The organism is Arthrobacter sp. E70 (assembly GCF_058266945.1).
The window spans coordinates 222,437-239,501 of the sequence record NZ_JBYQFR010000002.1; the positions used below are offsets into that span (position 1 = coordinate 222,437).

The 17,065-nt window shown below is 67.6% G+C and carries 15 protein-coding genes; 9 read left to right on the plus strand and 6 right to left on the minus strand.

The features are described 5' to 3' along the window. Nucleotides 1-251: 251 nt before the first annotated feature. The 4 genes from AC3IMC_RS03040 (at nt 252) to AC3IMC_RS03055 (ending at nt 4,644) form a co-directional block, all read left to right on the plus strand. Nucleotides 252-710 (plus strand): pyridoxamine 5'-phosphate oxidase family protein, encoded by a 459-nt coding sequence (locus AC3IMC_RS03040; RefSeq protein ID WP_490916962.1) that lies wholly within the window; start codon nt 252-254, stop codon nt 708-710. 79 nt (nt 711-789) lie between these two features. After that, complete coding sequence (locus tag AC3IMC_RS03045; protein WP_490916963.1) at nt 790-1,656, plus strand: universal stress protein; 867 nt, start codon at nt 790-792, stop codon at nt 1,654-1,656. A gap of 26 nt (nt 1,657-1,682) precedes the next feature. Continuing rightward, nucleotides 1,683-4,208 carry an HAD-IC family P-type ATPase gene (locus tag AC3IMC_RS03050; protein ID WP_490916964.1) on the plus strand — a complete coding sequence of 842 codons (2,526 nt, stop codon included), beginning with the start codon at nt 1,683-1,685 and terminating at the stop codon, nt 4,206-4,208. Nucleotides 4,209-4,221: 13 nt separating this feature from the next. Continuing rightward, a complete protein-coding gene (locus AC3IMC_RS03055) occupies nt 4,222-4,644 on the plus strand; it encodes an Hsp20/alpha crystallin family protein (RefSeq protein WP_490916965.1) in 423 nt (140 codons plus the stop codon). 135 nt (nt 4,645-4,779) lie between these two features. Here AC3IMC_RS03055 and ppsA read toward each other — a convergent pair whose 3' ends face one another. From ppsA to AC3IMC_RS03075, 4 genes are all read right to left on the minus strand, one after another. Beyond that, the gene (gene ppsA / locus AC3IMC_RS03060; RefSeq protein WP_490916966.1) at nt 4,780-7,194 is read right to left on the minus strand and encodes a phosphoenolpyruvate synthase; all 2,415 of its coding nucleotides are present in this window, start codon (nt 7,192-7,194) and stop codon (nt 4,780-4,782) included. A gap of 41 nt (nt 7,195-7,235) precedes the next feature. Beyond that, on the minus strand, nt 7,236-9,809 hold the full coding sequence (locus AC3IMC_RS03065) for a cation-translocating P-type ATPase (RefSeq protein WP_490916967.1): 2,574 nt from the start codon (nt 9,807-9,809) through the stop codon (nt 7,236-7,238). Next, complete coding sequence (locus AC3IMC_RS03070) at nt 9,806-10,267, minus strand: universal stress protein (protein ID WP_490916968.1); 462 nt, start codon at nt 10,265-10,267, stop codon at nt 9,806-9,808. Before AC3IMC_RS03070 ends, AC3IMC_RS03065 begins: the two co-directional genes overlap by 4 nt. Nucleotides 10,268-10,332: 65 nt before the next feature. Next, entirely contained in the window at nt 10,333-12,270 is a 1,938-nt protein-coding gene (locus AC3IMC_RS03075; protein WP_490916969.1) for a heavy metal translocating P-type ATPase, read from the minus strand. 216 nt (nt 12,271-12,486) lie between these two features. Between AC3IMC_RS03075 and AC3IMC_RS03080 the strand changes: the two genes are divergently transcribed. The 3 genes from AC3IMC_RS03080 to AC3IMC_RS03090 all read left to right on the plus strand — a co-directional run bounded on the left by AC3IMC_RS03080 (nt 12,487) and on the right by AC3IMC_RS03090 (nt 13,945). Beyond that, nucleotides 12,487-12,951 carry a flavodoxin family protein gene (locus AC3IMC_RS03080; RefSeq protein ID WP_490916970.1) on the plus strand — a complete coding sequence of 155 codons (465 nt, stop codon included), beginning with the start codon at nt 12,487-12,489 and terminating at the stop codon, nt 12,949-12,951. After that, nucleotides 12,951-13,343 carry a DUF5655 domain-containing protein gene (locus tag AC3IMC_RS03085; protein ID WP_490916971.1) on the plus strand — a complete coding sequence of 131 codons (393 nt, stop codon included), beginning with the start codon at nt 12,951-12,953 and terminating at the stop codon, nt 13,341-13,343. Before AC3IMC_RS03080 ends, AC3IMC_RS03085 begins: the two co-directional genes overlap by 1 nt. 131 nt (nt 13,344-13,474) lie before the next feature. Further along, a complete protein-coding gene (locus AC3IMC_RS03090; RefSeq protein ID WP_221385899.1) occupies nt 13,475-13,945 on the plus strand; it encodes a GyrI-like domain-containing protein in 471 nt (156 codons plus the stop codon). 102 nt (nt 13,946-14,047) lie between these two features. Here AC3IMC_RS03090 and AC3IMC_RS03095 read toward each other — a convergent pair whose 3' ends face one another. Beyond that, nucleotides 14,048-14,374, minus strand: coding sequence for a hypothetical protein (locus AC3IMC_RS03095; RefSeq protein WP_490916972.1), 327 nt, complete (start codon nt 14,372-14,374; stop codon nt 14,048-14,050). Between the two features lie 199 nt (nt 14,375-14,573). Here AC3IMC_RS03095 and AC3IMC_RS03100 point away from each other — a divergent pair, with 199 nt between their 5' ends. Then, nucleotides 14,574-15,146, plus strand: coding sequence for a hypothetical protein (locus AC3IMC_RS03100; RefSeq protein ID WP_490916973.1), 573 nt, complete (start codon nt 14,574-14,576; stop codon nt 15,144-15,146). 142 nt (nt 15,147-15,288) lie between these two features. Continuing rightward, nucleotides 15,289-15,570, plus strand: a complete 282-nt coding sequence (locus tag AC3IMC_RS03105) for a YegP family protein (protein WP_490916974.1) — start codon at nt 15,289-15,291, stop codon at nt 15,568-15,570. Nucleotides 15,571-15,631: 61 nt separating this feature from the next. On the opposite strand, the gene AC3IMC_RS03110 is transcribed toward AC3IMC_RS03105, so the two are convergent. After that, nucleotides 15,632-17,056: a DUF5129 domain-containing protein gene (locus tag AC3IMC_RS03110; RefSeq protein ID WP_490917111.1), complete on the minus strand. Its 1,425-nt coding sequence runs from the start codon at nt 17,054-17,056 to the stop codon at nt 15,632-15,634. Nucleotides 17,057-17,065 lie beyond the last annotated feature (9 nt).

A 17,065-nucleotide genomic window follows, 5' to 3' on the forward strand; every position in this document is an offset into this window, starting at 1 on the left:
CACCTCCTGCGGCAAGCACCTGCGTCGTTGCAGGCCCCTGGCGCGATTTAAACGCCCGGAACGGAGTCCGGCCCCGCCCCTGAATGCGCCTCCCCCGAGCACGAAGGCATCTCCTGGAACCATTCTAAAAGACCGCGGCGGCCACAGACAGACCCGGGCCTGTTACGAAATCAATTCAGTGGACGCAATGGTGGCCACCGGCGGGACCTTCTTCCCTAGCCGCCGCAGATTCGCCGCCCTAGGCTACGGCCATGAACACAGCAGCAACAGAACCCGAAATCAAGCACCTCGGCGTCCATGATTGTTGGAAATACCTTCGCTCCGCGTCCCTGTGCCGGGTGGCCTTTGCAGACGGCGAGACCGTGGAGAACTTCCCCGTCAATTACGTCCCCACTAACGGCACCCTGCTGATCCGGACAGGCGACAACACAAAGCTCGCTTCCCTCGCCGGCCGGAAATCCGTGGCGGTCGAGGCAGACGGAATGAACCAGTACGGCACGATCGCCTGGAGCGTCATCATCAAGGGGCACGCTGCTGTCGTCTCGGACGCTGAAGAAGTCCAGGACGCCATGGACGCGGGGCTCTCGCCGTGGCAACCGGGACAAAAGAACGTCCTGCTTCGGATCACGCCGGAGGACATCAGCGGCCGTCGGTTCGTCATCGCGGCACCAACACACTGGTGGCCGCCGCGGGAGCCTACAGCCGATTAACCCGTCTGCGGGCGACCCTCCCGCCCAAAATCCGTCCTGCCCCACCGCCCGCCCAACAAGACCCCCAAGGATGGCCCCCATGGCACCAAGCCAGCCCATCGCCGTCGGCATCACCGACTCCCCCGCGTCAAACGCAGCCCTGTTCTGGGCCGCGGCCCGTGCCAGCCGGCTCAAAGTGCCCCTGGCAGTACTGCATGTCCTGGATGACCGGTGGATGGCCGCCGAGGCACTGCCCTACATCGAAGTGCTCCGCGAAAGGGGCCTGGACCTGCTCAAGGAGGTCGGGGACAAGGTGCGCGCCGCGGAGCCCAACCTTCAGGTCACGCTGGAACTGCTCGAAGGCGGCGTGGGAGCGGCGCTTGGTGAATATTCCAGGAACACGTCCATGCTGGTCCTGGGCACCAGCGGGCATTCCCGCGGGGCCTTGACCGACCGCGCCCTGCAGGCCGCTGCCACGGCGGAATGTCCCGTGGCGGTCATTGGCATCGGCCAGGAAGACGGGCGGGGGGTCTTCGTCGGCGTGGACGGATCGCGCGAGTCAACCCAGGCGGTTGCCTTTGCGGCATCGGAGGCCGACGCCCTGGGTGAAGAACTGACGGTCCTGTACGCCTTCAGCGGCCCCAACCGGTGGATCGCCGCCGGCCTTCCCTCCTCCAGTTTCGCAGGCCACGTGATGGAGGAAGAACAACTGGTGCTGTCCGAGACCTTGGCGGGCCTCCGGCAGGAGTATCCCGATCTTGTGGTCCACACCGCCCTGGAGACCGTCCTGGAGCCCGCGGACGCCCTGGTCCGGGCGGCTGCCGGGGCGCGGCTGCTGGTCCTCGGCAGCCTGGGCAGGGGCGGGTTCGGCCGGCTCCTCCTCGGCTCGACAGCGCATGCGGTCCTGACCCAGCCGCCGTGCCCCACCGTCATAACCCGCATGCACAAGGCCCAGCACAGGGAGTAACGGCGGAAGCTGTTCCTGGTCGCGCCATGACCACAGCCGGGGAGGACAAAGACGCATCCGGTGCCGTCGCGGGCCGGCGCGGGGGGCTCGAAGGCCTCTCCACCGCTGAGGTCCTGGAACGGACCCGCAGCGGGCAGGTCAACAGTGCTCCGGCAGCCACGAGCCGCAGCGTCTGGGACATCGTGCGGGCCAACGTCCTCACCCTGTTCAACGGCATCGTCGGCGGAAGTTTCCTCCTGCTGCTGGTGCTGGGCCAATGGCGCGATGCCCTCTTTGGGTTGTCCGCCATCAGCAACGCGCTGATCGGCATCATCCAGGAGTACCGTGCCAAGCGTTCCCTTGACCAGTTGGCCATCCTGCACGCCGCGACGAGCCGGGTGATCCGAAACGGTGCCAAGGCGGAGATACCTTCCGGCGAACTGGTTCGGGACGACCTGGTGGTGCTGAGTGCCGGAGACGAGGTCAGTGCCGACCTTCAGCTTCTGGCCGGCGCTTCCCTGGAAGTGGACGAATCGCTGCTGAGCGGGGAGTCCGAGCCCGTGCCGAAACTGCCGGGGGCCGTCCTGCTCTCGGGCTCATTGGTCCTGGCCGGCACCGGTTACGCCCGGGTCCTGCACGTCGGGCCGGAGACGTTCGCCTCCCGGCTGGCGGCCGAAGCCAGGCGTTTTTCCCTGGTCACGTCGGAGATCCGCCGGGGGCTGGACAAGGTCTTCCGTGTCATCTCCTGGCTGCTGCTGCCCACCGCCGTGCTGCTGGTCAATGCCCAGATGCAGGAACAAGGCGGATGGGCAGACGCCCTCGCCACCGGGGCGTGGGTTCCAGCGGCAGTTGGGACAGTTGCGGGAATCATGGCCATGATCCCCCTCGGCCTGGTGCTGCTGACGAGCGTGGCATTCGCCGTGGGCGGCCTCCGGCTTGCCGGCCAAAAGGTCCTGGTCCAGGAACTTGCCGCGGTGGAGGTGCTGGCCAGGGTGGATGTGCTGTGCCTGGACAAGACAGGGACGCTCTCCTCCGGCTCCATCGTGTTCGACGCCGTCCATGACGTGGGGACGGCCCCGGAGGATGGGTGGCGGGCGGCAGTGGAGTGGTTCGGGGCCGCCGCTGACGCCAGCAGCACGGCCGCGGCCATCGGTGCAGCCTTTCCCGCCGACAGTCCGCTTCCGGAAGTGTCAGCCGTCCCCTTTTCATCGGCGCGCAAGTGGAGTTCGGTGACATTCGGTCCGGAATCCGGGGCACCGGGAACGTGGGTCCTGGGGGCGCCCGACGCGGTGCTCGGCCGGTCCCCCGGCTGCTCACGGGCGCGCGGCCGGGCAGCGGCGCTTGCCTCAACCGGGCTCCGCACGCTGGCGCTGGCACACCTGCCGGCACACCTGCCGCTGGACGACACGGAGTCAGGCTTGCCGGTGGACCTTGCGCCGGTGGTTCTCCTGACTTTCCGGGAAAGCATCCGGACGGACGCGCCGCGGACCCTCGACTATTTCCGGCGCCAGGGAGTCGCCGTGAAGATTATCTCCGGGGATGACCCCCGGACAGTATCGGCCCTTGCCAACGGCCTGGGCTTCGGTTCCGGAACTGCCTACGACGCGCGGAACCTGCCCGGCGATCCCCTCCTGCAGGAGGGGATCGTGGAGTCCCAGGACCTCTTCGGCGGGGTCACGCCGTCGCAAAAGCGGGAACTGATCCAGGCACTGAAACGGCGGGGACACACGGTGGCCATGACCGGGGACGGCGTCAACGACGTCCTGGCACTCAAGGAGGCCGACCTGGGCATTGCCATGGATTCTGCGGCACCGGCAACCAAGGCGGTAGCCCGCCTCGTCCTCCTGGACGGGCGCTTTGACCGGTTGCCGGCCGTGGTTGATGAAGGACGCCGGGCCATCAGCAACGTCGAGCGCGTATCCCTGGTCTTCCTCAGCAAGACCGTCTACGCGACGCTGATCTCGGTCGTGAGCGGCATCCTGTTGCTGGCGTTCCCCTTCCTGCCCCGCCAGTTGTCCGCCCTCGACGGCCTGACCATCGGCCTGCCGGCCTTTTTCCTGGCCCTGCAGCCAGGAGGCCGGCGCTACGAACCCAGGTTCCTCCGCCGTGCACTGGCTTTCGCCGTACCCGCCGGGATCTGTGCAGCCGCGTGCGTGCTGGCCGTGAGCGCCTACGCCCAGGCCCCGGGCGGGTGGGGCCCTGATGAGGCACAGTCGGCAGCCGCCGTGACCCTGGGCCTCGTGGCGGCCTGGATCCTGGTGATGGCCTCACGGCCCCTCACTGCACCCAAACTCCTGATCCTGGCCGGCATGTACGCGGGACTTGCCCTGCTCTTTTCCGTCCCGTTGACCCAGGACTTCTTTCGCCTCGACCTGCCGCCTGCGGAGCTCCTGGCAGTCGCCTCAGCAGCTGCCCTGGCAGGGTGCCTGGCGATCGAAGCCGTCGGATATTTCGCCCGGCGCCCCGGCGCCCGTGCTGCCGGAAGCAGGCTGGGACCTTTGACTCTGGAACCCGCCTCCCGGGAAGGGGATGGTGGAACTGCCGGGCAACCCGATGATCCGGCGTCCAGATGAGCAGGAGGAAAGCATGACAGACCTGATGAAATGGTTCGACACCCGCCGCTCCCCCATGGATCTGATCGAAAGACTCTTCGAGGGCGAGACGGGGTCTTCCGCCATTCGGGTTGAAGAGATGGTGGACGGCAACACGCTGGTGGTGCGGGCCGAACTGCCCGGCATTGATCCCGACAAGGACGTGGACGTGACAGTCGCCGACGGCGTGCTGTCGATCAAGGCCGAGCGGCAGGAGAAGAAGGAGCACAAGGACAAGGACAGCTACCGGTCTGAATTCCGCTACGGCTCATTCATGCGCCGGATCCCGCTGCCCAGCGGCGTCCAGCAGGACGATGTTTCCGCGTCCTACAAGGATGGCGTCCTGGAAGTCCGGGCACCGATGCCGGACCAGGCACAGGTGGCGGCTTCGTCAAAGATCCCCATCAGCAGGGGCTGAGGACCACCAGCAGCCGACGGCGGTGCCTGGCCTGCATGCAGGCCAGGCACTTTGCTGCCCCGTGTCTTTGCGCCCCTGGGCGGCGCGGCTCCCCCTGCGCGGCGCGGCTCCCCCTGGGTGGCGCGGCCTGGCCGGCTACCTCCTGGCGGACGCGGCCTCGGCAGCGGCGATGATGGGCAGGGTCTTCAGGAACGTGTCCGGGTTCAGCGATACCGAATCGATGCCCTGGCCCACCAGGAACTCGGCGAGGTCGGGGTGGTTGCTGGGGCCTTGCCCGCAAATGCCGATCTTGATGCCGGCGGCGTGTGCCTTGCTGATTGCCTGGGCAATCATGGACGTGACGGCGGGGTCGCGTTCGTCGAACAGCCCCGCGAGTTCCTCCGAGTCTCGGTCCACCCCCAGCACCAGCTGCGTTAGGTCGTTGGACCCGATGGAGAACCCGTCAAAGCGCCGGGCGAACTCCTCCGCGAGGACCACGTTCGAGGGGATTTCGCACATCATGTACAGCTGAAGTCCGGCCGCGCCACGGACCAGGCCGTGTTCTTCCATCGCCTGGATGACCATATCCGCTTCATGCACGGTCCGGCAGAACGGGACCATGACGATGACGTTGGAAAAGCCGATCTGCTCGCGTACCCGTTTGAGGGCCCGGCACTCCAGTGCGAACCCTTCCCGGTAACGGCCGCTGTAGTACCGTGAAGCGCCACGGAACCCGAGCATGGGGTTTTCTTCAGGACGCTCAAAGTAGCTGCCGCCCACCAGGTGGCTGTACTCGTTGCTCTTGAAATCGCTGAGCCGGACGATCACCGGCTTCGGGTGGAAGGGTGCCGCGATCTTCGCGATGCCGGTGGCGAGGACGTCGACAAAGTATTCCTGCGGGTCGGCGTAGCCGCTGGTGAGTTCCCGGATCTGCGCGGCCTCGCCGGGGTCCGTGACCCGTTCCGGGTGGACCAGGGCCATGGGGTGGATGCGGATCAGGTTGTTGATGATGAACTCCATCCGGGCCAGGCCTACCCCGGCCGCCGGAAGCCGCCACCACTTGAAGGCAGCGGCCGGGCTGGCGATGTTGACCATGACGCCGGTACGCGGGGATGGGAGTGCCTGCATGTCCACCTCGTCCACCGAGAAGTCCAGCAGCCCCTCGTAGACGTGCCCTTCTTCCCCTTCGGCGCAGGACAGGGTGACCGGGCCGCCGTCGGGCAGGACTTCTGTCGCGTTGCGCGTCCCGACGACGGCCGGCACCCCGAGTTCCCTGCTGACAATCGCCGCGTGGCTGGTGGGGCCGCCGTGGTCCGTGACGATGCCGGCGGCACGTTTCATCACCGGGACCCAGTCAGGATCCGTCATCCGCGTCACCAGCACGGAACCGTCGACAAAGGACTCGATGTCCTTCGCATCCCGGATCACGCACGCCTGCCCGCGGGCGATGGAGTCGCCGATGGCGGCACCGGTTGCCAATACAGGCCCCGGCCCGGCAAGGCGGTAGGTGCGGAAGGTGGAAATGTCCCGCCGGGCCTGCACCGTTTCCGGCCTCGCCTGGACCATGAACAGTTCACCTGTCAGCCCGTCCTTGGCCCATTCCATGTCCATGGGCCGCCCGTAGTGGTCCTCCACGGCCGCCGCCCAGCGCGCCAGGAGGATAATCTCCTGGTCCGCGAGCACCAGCGAGCGCCGTTCCCGTTCGCTGGTCTCAACAGTCCGGGTGCGCGCATCCCCGCCCTGGCTGTAGACCATCTTGCGCTCCTTGGCACCCAGCTCCCGCTCGATGATGGGGCTGAACCGCTGGTCCGCCAGCAGGGGCTTGAACACCTGGTACTTGTCCGGGTTGATGGTTCCCTGGACCACCGTTTCGCCGAGCCCCCAGGCCGCGCTGATCACCACCACCTCGGGAAAGCCGGACTCCGTGTCGATCGAGAACATGACGCCCGAAGCGCCCACGTCCGAGCGCACCATCCGCTGCACGCCCACGGACAATGCAACGTCCAGGTGGTCGAACCCCTTCATCTCCCGGTAGCTGATGGCCCGGTCGGTGAAGAGCGAGGCGTAACAGCGCCGGCAGGCGTCCAAAACGGCCCGCCCGCCGGCAACATTGAGGTAGGTTTCCTGCTGTCCGGCGAAGCTGGCGTCCGGCAGGTCCTCGGCCGTGGCGCTGCTGCGGACGGCCACGGCTGCCTGGTCCTGGCCTGCGCGTTGGCACAGTGCCCGGTAATGCTCCTGGATGTCCTTTGCGGTGTCTTCGGGAAAACTGGCCTGCAGGAACAGTTCGCGGATGGCGGCACCCGCCTGCCGCAGCGTGGAACGTCCCGCCCGATAGTCCTCAACGTGGCTCCTGATGCCCGGCTCCAGGTTGTTGGCGTCAAGGAAGGCCCGGTAGGCGGTGGCGGTGGTGGCGAATCCCTCCGGAACCCGCACTCCGGCGGACCGCAGGGCGCGGCTTAGCTCGCCCAGGGAGGCGTTCTTCCCGCCAACGGAGGGTATGTCAGCGATTCCGGTCTGTTCGATCCACGCGACGTGGACGCCGGCCAGCGATGTTTCGGCGGCTGAGGTCATGGCTCGATTCTGGCGTTCTCCGGTCCGGAGACGGCAGAGTCTTAGGTCCCGGCCGCGCCGTGGCTTCGCCGCGCACGCCCACGGATGGCTTTGTGGGTCCAGTCGGCCAGTAACACCGCCGGCACGGCCAGCAGTGCCAGCAGCAGGCCCAAGGGCGGCGGTGGAGCCTGGCCAAGCAGGGCTGCGAGGTATGGCACGTACAGGCATATGGCGAGGATCGCCAGCTCTGCCAGCACAGCCCAGGCGAGGAGCCTGTTCGTGCCCCAGCCCAGCCGCCAGGGCGGGACCGTGGCGCTTCGGCAGGCGTAGGCATTGGCCAGTTGTCCCAGCACCACGGCGGTGAAGGCCGCACCTGATGCAGCCATCAGCAGGGCTGCCTCCGGGTCGGTGCCGCGGGTCCAGCCGCCCTCAGCAAGGACGGCGGAGAATACCGCCATCTCTATTGCCGCCTCCACCGGTCCAAGCACGCAAAACACCCTGACGATCAGCTGCCGGTCCATGAGGTGCCGCCGCTCGGGCGGACGGGCCAGGACGTGTTTGGCGGGCGGTTCAGCGCCCAGAGCCAGGGCGGGTAGCAGGTCGGTGCCGATGTCCAGCGCCAGGATCTGCAGGACACCGAGGGCCAGCGGGAACCTGCCGCCGGACAGCGCCCAGATGACGAAGGGAGTCAATTCCGCGACATTGTCGGTGAGGTGGTAGGTCAGGAAGCGGTGGATGTTCGAATAGGTAGCGCGGCCCTGTTCAATGGCCGAAACAATGGTGCCGAAATGGTCGTCCAGCAGGACGAGGTCCGCGGCTTCGCGCGCAACGTCGGTTCCGCTCCGCCCCATGGCCACGCCGATGTCCGCTTCGCGCAGGGCCGGACCGTCGTTGACGCCGTCGCCGGTCATGGCCACCACGTGTCCCCGGGCCTGCAGCGCCTTGGCCACCCGGAGCTTCTGCTCCGGGGACACCCGGCTGACCACCACTCCATCACGGTCAAGGAGCGCACCCAGCAGCTGGTCGTCGTCGGGCAGGTCCGATCCCTCGTAAATGCGCTCGGGTGAACCGATCAGCCCAATCTGGCGGGCGATCGCTGCCGCCGTCGCGGGGTGGTCGCCGGTGATCATTGCGATCTTCAGGCCGGCGTGCCGGGCCGTCCGGATCACCTCGCCCACGTCCGGCCGGGGCGGATCCTGCAGCCCGATCAACCCCAGCAGCTCGAGACCGGTTTCCAGGTCTCCCGCGGGGCTTGACTGCCACGCCGCTGACGGGCCGGCCAGCCGCCGTCGTGCCACCGCGATGACCCGCAGGCCCCGCGATGCCATCACCTCCACCTGTTCCTTAACGTGCCCGGGCACGGACCCGCACAGTGGAAGCACTGTCTCGGGGGCTCCCTTGCAGAAGAGCTCCGCTCCCATGACCACCGACTCGCGGCGCCGCACCGGGTCGAAGGGCAGCCGCCGGGCAGGCAGCCCGGTGGCTTCGGTACCGGTGAGCCTGCGGGCGAGGACATCCATGGCCGCTTCCATTGGATCACCCTGGGCGTGCCATTGCCCGCCGCGCAGCTCGGCCCGGCCCTGGGACGCTGCCCGCGCCGCCACCGCGGCCTCAGCGGCCTTTTCCCGCCCCTGCCCGTGGACCGTGGCCTCGGGGGCATATCCCTCCCCCATGACCTGGACGGAGCCTTCCGCCGTGTAGACCTCGACCGCGTTCATCCGGTTTTGCGTCAGGGTCCCTGTTTTATCCGTGCAGATGAAAGTGGTGGATCCCAGGGTTTCCACCGCTTCCAGGTTGCGCACCAGGGCGTCCCGGGAGGCCATCCGCTGGGCGCCCATCGCCAGTGACAGGGTGACGGTGGGCAGGAGCCCCTCAGGCACCAGCGCAACAGCAACGCCAATGGCGAAGAGGAAAGAATCCCGCCACTGGAAGCCCACGAGCAGCGACACCAGGAAAAAGAGGGCGGCAATCGCCAGGGCCACCCCCGCTATGACCCTGACGATCCGGCGGAGTTCCAGGGACAGCGGTGTGGGAGGCGGCACCGCGCCGCTGGTCAGGGCCGCGATGCCGGCCAGCCGGGTCCCGGCGCCGGTCCCGGTGACGGCGGCTTCGGCCTCGCCATTGACCAGGAACGTGCCGCCCCAACCGGAGTCGCCCTCAGTTTTCGACACCGGTTCGCTTTCTCCGGTGAGCATCGATTCGTCCACGGCACAGGCCGAGGCGGAGAGCAGGAGCACATCGGCGGGGATCCGGTCACCGGCGGTGAGGAGCACTACGTCGCCGGCCACCAGTTCACTGGCGTGCACTTTGCGGACGCGGCCGTCCCGGCGCACCACGACGTCGGCAGGCAGCAGTCCGCGCAGGCGGGCGGCTGCATGCTGGGCCCGCTCCTGCTGGATATGGGCGAAAACGCCGTTGACAATCACGACGACGATGATCGCCACAGCGAGCTCGGGCATGTTTGCGAGGAAAGCCAGCCCGGCGGCGCACCACAGCATCAGCGCGAAGAAGTGCGTCATCTCCCCCCAGAGCTTTCGCCACTGCGGGACCGGTTTCTCCGCCGGAAGCAGGTTGGGTCCCGACTCCTTCAGGAGTGCGGCCGCCCGCTCCGAGGTCAGGCCCTCGGCGGTCCTCACACGGCGTCCGCCTCCTGCCCCACCAACAGCACGGGGCAGGCCGCATGCGCGGCGCATGCCTTGCTGACGGAGCCCATGGAGGTTCCCAGCAACCCGCCCTCGCCGTGCCTGCCAACCACCAGCATCTGGGCCCGTTTGCTTTCCTCCACCAGCACCTTCGCCGGTGGCCCGAATTTGACCGCCACCTCGATGTCTCCGGGCCGCTCCCCGGAGAATGCCCGGCCCAGGGCTTCCTCGACGAGGCGGCGTGCGGCGTCCTCCAGCCTCGCCGTGAACTGCCGGTCGGCGCCCTCAAGGTGGGACAGCACCAGGTAGTCCGGCATGCCAACGCAGGTGATCACCTCCAGCCGGGTGTCCAGCCGCGCCGCCAGCGTGCCTGCGTAGCGCAGGGCGGCGGAGGAGTATTCGGAACCATCGACGCCGACGATCACGGGTCTGGGCGCTGTTTCTGCATTCATACACACCACGTTCCCGGCTCGTGTGGGCTGCGGGAAGGGCCTAAAGTCATTCCCGGCCGGCTGTGTCAGGGTTTCCGTTCGCCGCCGTGGAGTGCCCGAAGGCCATTCAGGATTGTTGCCAGGTCCACCAGTTCCTGCAACAGGGCCCCGGTGACGGCGGGGATGTAGCCCGTCATGGCCACGGCCATCAGCCCGATGCTCAGTCCAATGCCGGTCCAGATGCTCACCAGCGCCACCGCCACGGTCCGCTTCCCGATGGCAACCGCCTGGGCAACCTTGGAAAGATCATCCAGCATCACCACCACGTCCGCCGATTCACTGGCCGCTGTGGCGCCCTTGGCTCCCATCGCGATACCCACGTCCGCTGCGGCCAGGACGGGCGCATCGTTCACCCCGTCACCCACCATCAGCACCGGGCGGTCCGCAATGGCCGCCACCGCGTGGACTTTGTCCTCCGGAAGGCACTCCGCCTGGACGCTCCCGATGCCGGCCTCTTCCGCGATGTGGGCAGCGGTCGCGTGGGCATCCCCGGTCAGCAGCATCGTGTTCTGCACGCCAAGCCCCTGCAGCCGCGCCAGTGTGGCGACGGCGTCGTGGCGCAGCGGATCCTTCATCACCAGGGCACCGGCGTACATGCCGTCGATGGCAACGTGCACGGCCAGCTGTCCACTCTGGAGCGCCGTTTCCCGGAACCCCGTCGAAACGCTGCGCACCAGGCCCGCTTTGCCCACCACCACCCGCCGGCCGGCGCACACGGCCTCCACGCCCTGCGTCGCCGATTCGGTGGCGTTCTGGACGGGCAACAGTTCAAGCCTGGCTGTCCTGGCGGCCTCGATGACGGAGGCTGCCAGGACGTGCGAGGAATACTGTTCCGCGGATGCCGCCAGTTGCAGGATCCGTTCGGGGCTGGCGGGGGCATCCGCGCCGTCGTCGCGTACCCGGATGTGGTCCAGGACGGGCCGCCCTGAAGTGAGGGTTCCGGTCTTGTCGAACACCGCGGTGCGGGCCTTGGCCAGTTGTTCCAGCGTCTTGGTGTTCTTGATGATGATGCCTTTGTGGGCGGCCTGGCTGGTTCCGGCGAGGAACGCCACGGGCGCCGCGATCAGGAGCGGGCAGGGGGTGGCGACTACCAGCACCTGGGCAAAGCGCAGTGGATCGCCGGCCAGGAACCAGGCGGTGCCTGCCATCGCGAAGGCGAGGAAGGTGAAGGGAACGGCATAGCGGTCAGCGAGGCGGACAACCGGGGCGCGGCTGCTGGAGGCTTCCTCCACCAGGGCGATGATGCGGCTGTACTGGGACTCGGCCGCCGTGGCCGTGGCCCGCATCCGGATGGCCGCTTCGCCGTTCACCGAGCCGCTGAGCAGAAGCTCTCCCCGGGACCGCTCCACGGGCAGGCTCTCCCCCGTCAAGGATGATTCGTCCAGGCTGGCGGAAGCAGACAGGAGGTCGCCGTCAACAGGCACCAGTTCGGAGGGGCGGACCACCAGCACATCCCCCGGGGCCACATCGCCGATGGGGACATCGTCGAGGATTGCGGCCGCGCCTTCGCGGTGTGCGAACCGCGGGGCCCTGTCCAGCAGTGACCTTAGCTCGCGGGCGGCACGGCCCTGCGCGAAGTTTTCCAGCGCTTCCCCGCCGGTCAGCATCAGGATGACCACCAGCGCGGCAAGGTACTCGCCCACCGCGATCGTGCTGGCAACGGCCATGAGGGCCAGCAGGTCAATCCCCCAGTGCCCCTCCCGCAGGGCGCGGACCATTTTCGGCACGCGGGCCAGCACCACCACGCCGGCGTACGCCGAACCGAGCACCCTCACCTGCGGTTCGAGGCCGGCCTGCAGCAACAGCAGCGCGGCCAGCAACACCAGGCAGGTGAGGGCGACGACGGGATACAGCCGGATGAAGCGAACCAGCCGGTTCCCGGCGGGGAGCCCCGGGTCACCGGTTCCAGCAGCCGGGGCTGTCTTTCCGGGAGACACCCCCGGATGGGGCGCCTGTTTCCTCATCCCGGGTACCCGGGCCGGGAGCGGTCACGACGCATAAAGCGAGCCTACGGCCCTGCCGTTGCCTGCGGTAGGGCACTTCGCCCCGCCTGCGCGCTAACGTGGACGGGCGGTCATGACTTTCGGCCCTCCCGACAAGTCGCGGCAGGGCCCATCGTGGAGGGGAGCTCCCTGGACAGCGTCGATTTCCGGGAAGTCGATTTCCGGGAAAGGACCGGCATGAACGCGATTGTCTTGTACGATTCCGCCTACGGCAACACCCGGACCATCGCGGAGGCGGTGGCATCGCACCTGGGCGGCGGGGCCGCTGTTCCTGTGGACGGATTCGACGCCGGCGCGCTGCATCCCGGTGACCTCCTCGTCGTCGGCAGTCCCATCAACGGTTGGCGGCCGACCCCGAAGATCAGCAAGGTGCTGGATGACCTGGCGGGGCGGGGGCTGGCGGGTGTGAAGGCGGCCGCCTTCGATACCAGGGTCAAGCTCTTCATCCACGGTGACGCCGCGGGGAAGATGACCAAGGCCCTCAAGAGTGCCGGCGCCAGCATCGTGGGCGACCCGATAGCCTTCTACGTCAAGGGCAGCGAGGGCCCGCTGCTCAGCGGTGAGGTGGAGCGCGCCCCTGCCTGGGCCGCCGGCCTCGACGCAGGGCTCGCGGCTGGGGTGCGCCGGGAACCCGAACCTTGATGACCCGCCCCGACAGCCCGCCTCCCGGCACGCAGCCGTGGACTCTGGAGCGGTTCTTCGAGGGCGCAGCCCCCGCCTATGCGCTCTACCAGGCGGTGCAGCGGATGGCGGACAGCCTGGGGCCGATGGAAGTCCGTGTTTCCAAGAGCCAGGTAGTGCTCCGGCGCCGCCGGGGCTTCGCGTATCTTTGGCGCCCCGGCATGTACGTCAAGTCCACGGTCCCGCTTGTCCTGTCGCTGGCGCTGCCGAGGAACACCGGGTCACCCCGCTTCAAGGAAATAGTCCAGCCGTCCCCGGGAACCTGGATGCACCACCTGGAGCTCCGGGACAGTTCCCAACTGGACGACGAGGTGTTGCAGTGGATGCGTGAAGCCTACGAAGCAGCCGGCTGACCTGTGACCGCTTCCGACCGGAGCTGTCCACCGAGCGCTGTCCACTGCCCTCTGCCCTCTGCCCTCTGCCCTCTGGAAATTAGAGTCCTAGTGCCCTGTCGCAGGACGGAGTCATGGCTGAGCCTTGTGGGATGAATGGGAACAGCCAAGAGCCCCGAAGGATCCACCTGACCGGCCAGCCCGTCGCCGTGGTGCGTGAAAAAGTCCGCATGGACTCACTCCCCGGCTTCTTCGAGCGGGCCTTCGGCGCCGTCATGGCCGCCGTCCAGACACAGGGCGCCAGCCCGGCCGGTCCGCCCTTTGCGCTGTACCGCGGCATGCCCACCGAAACTGTCGACGTGGAAGCGGGTTTTCCGGTCGCCGGGCACTTCACGGGGACGGATGACGTGGTGGCCGCGGCGCTTCCGGAAACCGATGCGTTCGAAGCGATCCACACCGGCCCCTATGACACGCTGACCGCTACCTACGACGCGATCAGGCAGCGCATGGAAGCCGACGGCGCCGTCCCAGCGGATGTGATGTGGGAGTACTACCTCAGTGATCCGCGGGAGCAGCCTGACCCGGCAACGTGGCAGACCAGGGTGGTCTGGCCCGTCGCTTGAGGCCCCTGCCCCGCCATTCAATCCACGCCATTCCATGAGTGGCATCTACCCGGCCTGCTATCCCCCCGACCCGGGCTTCCCCCGACCCTAACCGTCCCGGCCCTATCGGGCGGGGCGGCGGGTGAATGTCAGCTCCCAGGGCTGTGTGCCGTGGCCTGTCTCAAGCCACCCGTCACGCGCTATGTCCCCGCGCAACTGCGCCAGGCTTGCCTCCAGGCCCGGCGCCCACTTCTCCTCAGGCGGGGTCGCGTTCAGCGGTGGCCCGGGAAAGGTGTCGCTGGCATAAAGCCTGCGCCCCTCCGGAGTCCTGCCAACAAAGCGCAGCTGCGTCCTGCCGTACTGCGAGCCCAGGGTGTACAGGATGCGGGCCCACCATTTGCTGGAGGCGGCATCCTCAAGTTCTATGCGGAGTCGTTCCTCTGCCGCCATGTGTCTACCTCCGGAGTGCGGTTCCTGGACGGAGGCGCTTTGTCACCGCCCACTGCACTGCCAAGAGTAGGATCGCCGAACCGGTCCCCACCAGGGCCGAAGGTCGCCACCGGTGCACCGTGCGAAAGGAGCAGAAGCAGGAAGGAGCACGTGACAAAGGGCACTACCGGGTGCGGTGCCGGGATGGAACAGTGCAGGCATGACCGGCCCAGGCACGACGGCTTCCGGCCCCTCAGCCCACCATGGCGCACAGGGCTGGCAGCCTCTCTACCTCCTCGCAGGCGTGGGAGCGCTTCTCTTTGTCTTCCTCCTGGTGGCGGCGCTGGGGCTTGACCTTCTTGCCCCTCCCCCGGTCCATGGCGGGGAAGCCACCCTCCTTTTCATAGCCGCCAACAAGCCGGGCTACGTGGCCGAGCAAATCCTGTGGATCCTGCCCGATATCCTTCCGGTACTGGTCTTCGCGGCGCTTTTCGTCGCTCTGTTTACCGTCCGGAAGAGCCTCGCCCTCACAGCGCTGGTCTTCGGCGGCCTGCCCTCGGCTCTGCTGCTCGCACTCCCGGTCAGCAGCCGGGGCTCCCTGAACCTCGTCTACCTCAGCGACCGGTACGTCGCGGCTGCCGAAGTCCTGCGGCATGTGCTGCCGGAATTCTACGGGGGCTACGGCGTCCTCCTCTGGGCGTGGTTCGCCGCAACCGGAATCGCCCTGGTCCGGCTGTCCCGGTCAGCTCCCCTAGCACCGGCCGGCCGGAGGATCAGGGACTTTGGTCCCTAATCCGCGGGACTGTCCTCTGGGACGGTGGATGGAGGCCGAAAAACGCACAGTGGCTGGGACTTGCGTGGCCTGCTGGACCGCTTGCGGACCACTGGAGCCTCCACATTCAGGGGAGGCGGGACGTTGAGGAGAACAAAGGCTTATGGCGGGTACGTTCGAACTGTTTGTCGATGAAGACGCGCAGATCCGTTTCCGGCTGGTTGCAGCCAACGGCAAGGTACTGGCGGTGTCAGGACAATTCAGCGATAAACGGGCGGCTGCCGCTGCCATCGAAGATGTCAGGGAGTGCGCGGGAATGGGCCTTATCAAGGACGTCGCCGCACCGCGTGCCGCCACACCGCCAAGCCTCGTCCTCGCCGCGGCACCAGGGCGCGACGTCCGGCGCGCACGCCCGGGCACCCTCGGATCCCGGGGTGCTGCCTAACCTCCGTTTCCGGGCGCGGTACCGGAAGGATTGTGCCCGTGCTGCATGCCGGAGGGCAGCGCTAGAAGCCCGAGGAACTGCCTGAGCCCGAGAAACTTCCTCCGCTGCTCCCGTACCCGGTAGTGCTTCCGCCCCCGCCCCGCGCCGAGTTGACGCTGCTGACCCCGGAATTGAGGCCCGAGTTAAAAGTGGCCACCGAGAAGAAGTAGTAGGACGGATAGACCGTGCCCAGGATGCTCGGCTCGTAGGTCCGCCGCCGGCGGTGGTCCGCGCCTTCCTGGGCGCCCTCCATCTGTTCGCGCATCAGGCGCTCCTCCCGATCGTTTTTCGCGAACGCGTGAATAACGGTTTCGGCGTGTTCCTGTAACAGCACAGACAGCCGGGAACGGGCGTCATACAAATGGTCGAGGGCATTTTCCGGTGTCATCCGCCCCTCCGCCAGCTCGCCCGTCCAGCGTTCGATGTCCCGCAGGCTGTGATCCCGGAAGGAACGCAGCGCGGCCGCCGTAGCCGATTCGCCCTGCCCATGCCGCTTCGCCAGCAGCTGTTCCAGGCCGGCCAGGTCGCTCCGGAACGGCGCGAGCTGCCGGTCCCACGCCGTCGGCCAGGTCCCGGCCCGGTTCAGCAGGGCGTTGCTGTCGGCGATGACATCGTCGAGGGCGTCAAGCTCGGCCGCCGCATCGGCGTATTCCCGGACGAGTTTCAGGTTCCTGCGGCTGCCCAGCGAGCGCCTGCTTAGTGCGTGTACCCGGCTGGACAGCTCGCTGGCGGTGTTGTAGCGGTTCAGGAATGAGCGGTGCTTCTCGAGGACCTGGCTGCCGTACTTCGACGATGCGGGGATGGTGCCGGCGTTCAGCTCCGTAACCTCCAGGTCCATGCTGACGTTGGCGTAGCTGCGGTCTCCGCGTTCCAGCTGCTTGTGGCAAGACGCCCTGGTCACGGCCCGGACAATCAACCAGGCTGCGGCGCCGAGGGCGGCGAGGCCCCCCGCCACCCAGGCCGTGACAACCAAGGCAGCGGAGCGGTACCACGGCTGGTTGATCAGTTCGGCTGCACGCCGCACCCCGGCTATGGTTCCGTCCGTCCATTGGGCGTCGCGCAGCAAGTCCTTTGCCGCGTTCTGGATGTCGCTGCGCTGTTCGAGGGACACTTTCCGGTCTTCGCCCATGTAGGTGCCCACGTGGCGGCCGACAGGATCGAGCGCGAAGATGAACAGCCCGTCGGCCCACTTCTGCCCGTCCGGACTGATCCATTCCGGGTGTTGGGTCCTGGCGAACCTCAGCACCTCCTCGTTGAGGTTGTCTGCTTCCCGGCCGTTGTAGGTGTAGACGACAACCTTGGTTGGCTCATAGAAGTCCAGCCCTTCAAGGGCGGGCAGCAGTAAGTTCCGGTCAAGTACCCCTGCGGTGTCCTGGATGTCCACGCCGACCGGCGGAACGGCGAGCGCGACGGCGGCGCCGCCCAGCAGGAATGCCGTCAGCGCCATGAAAATGGC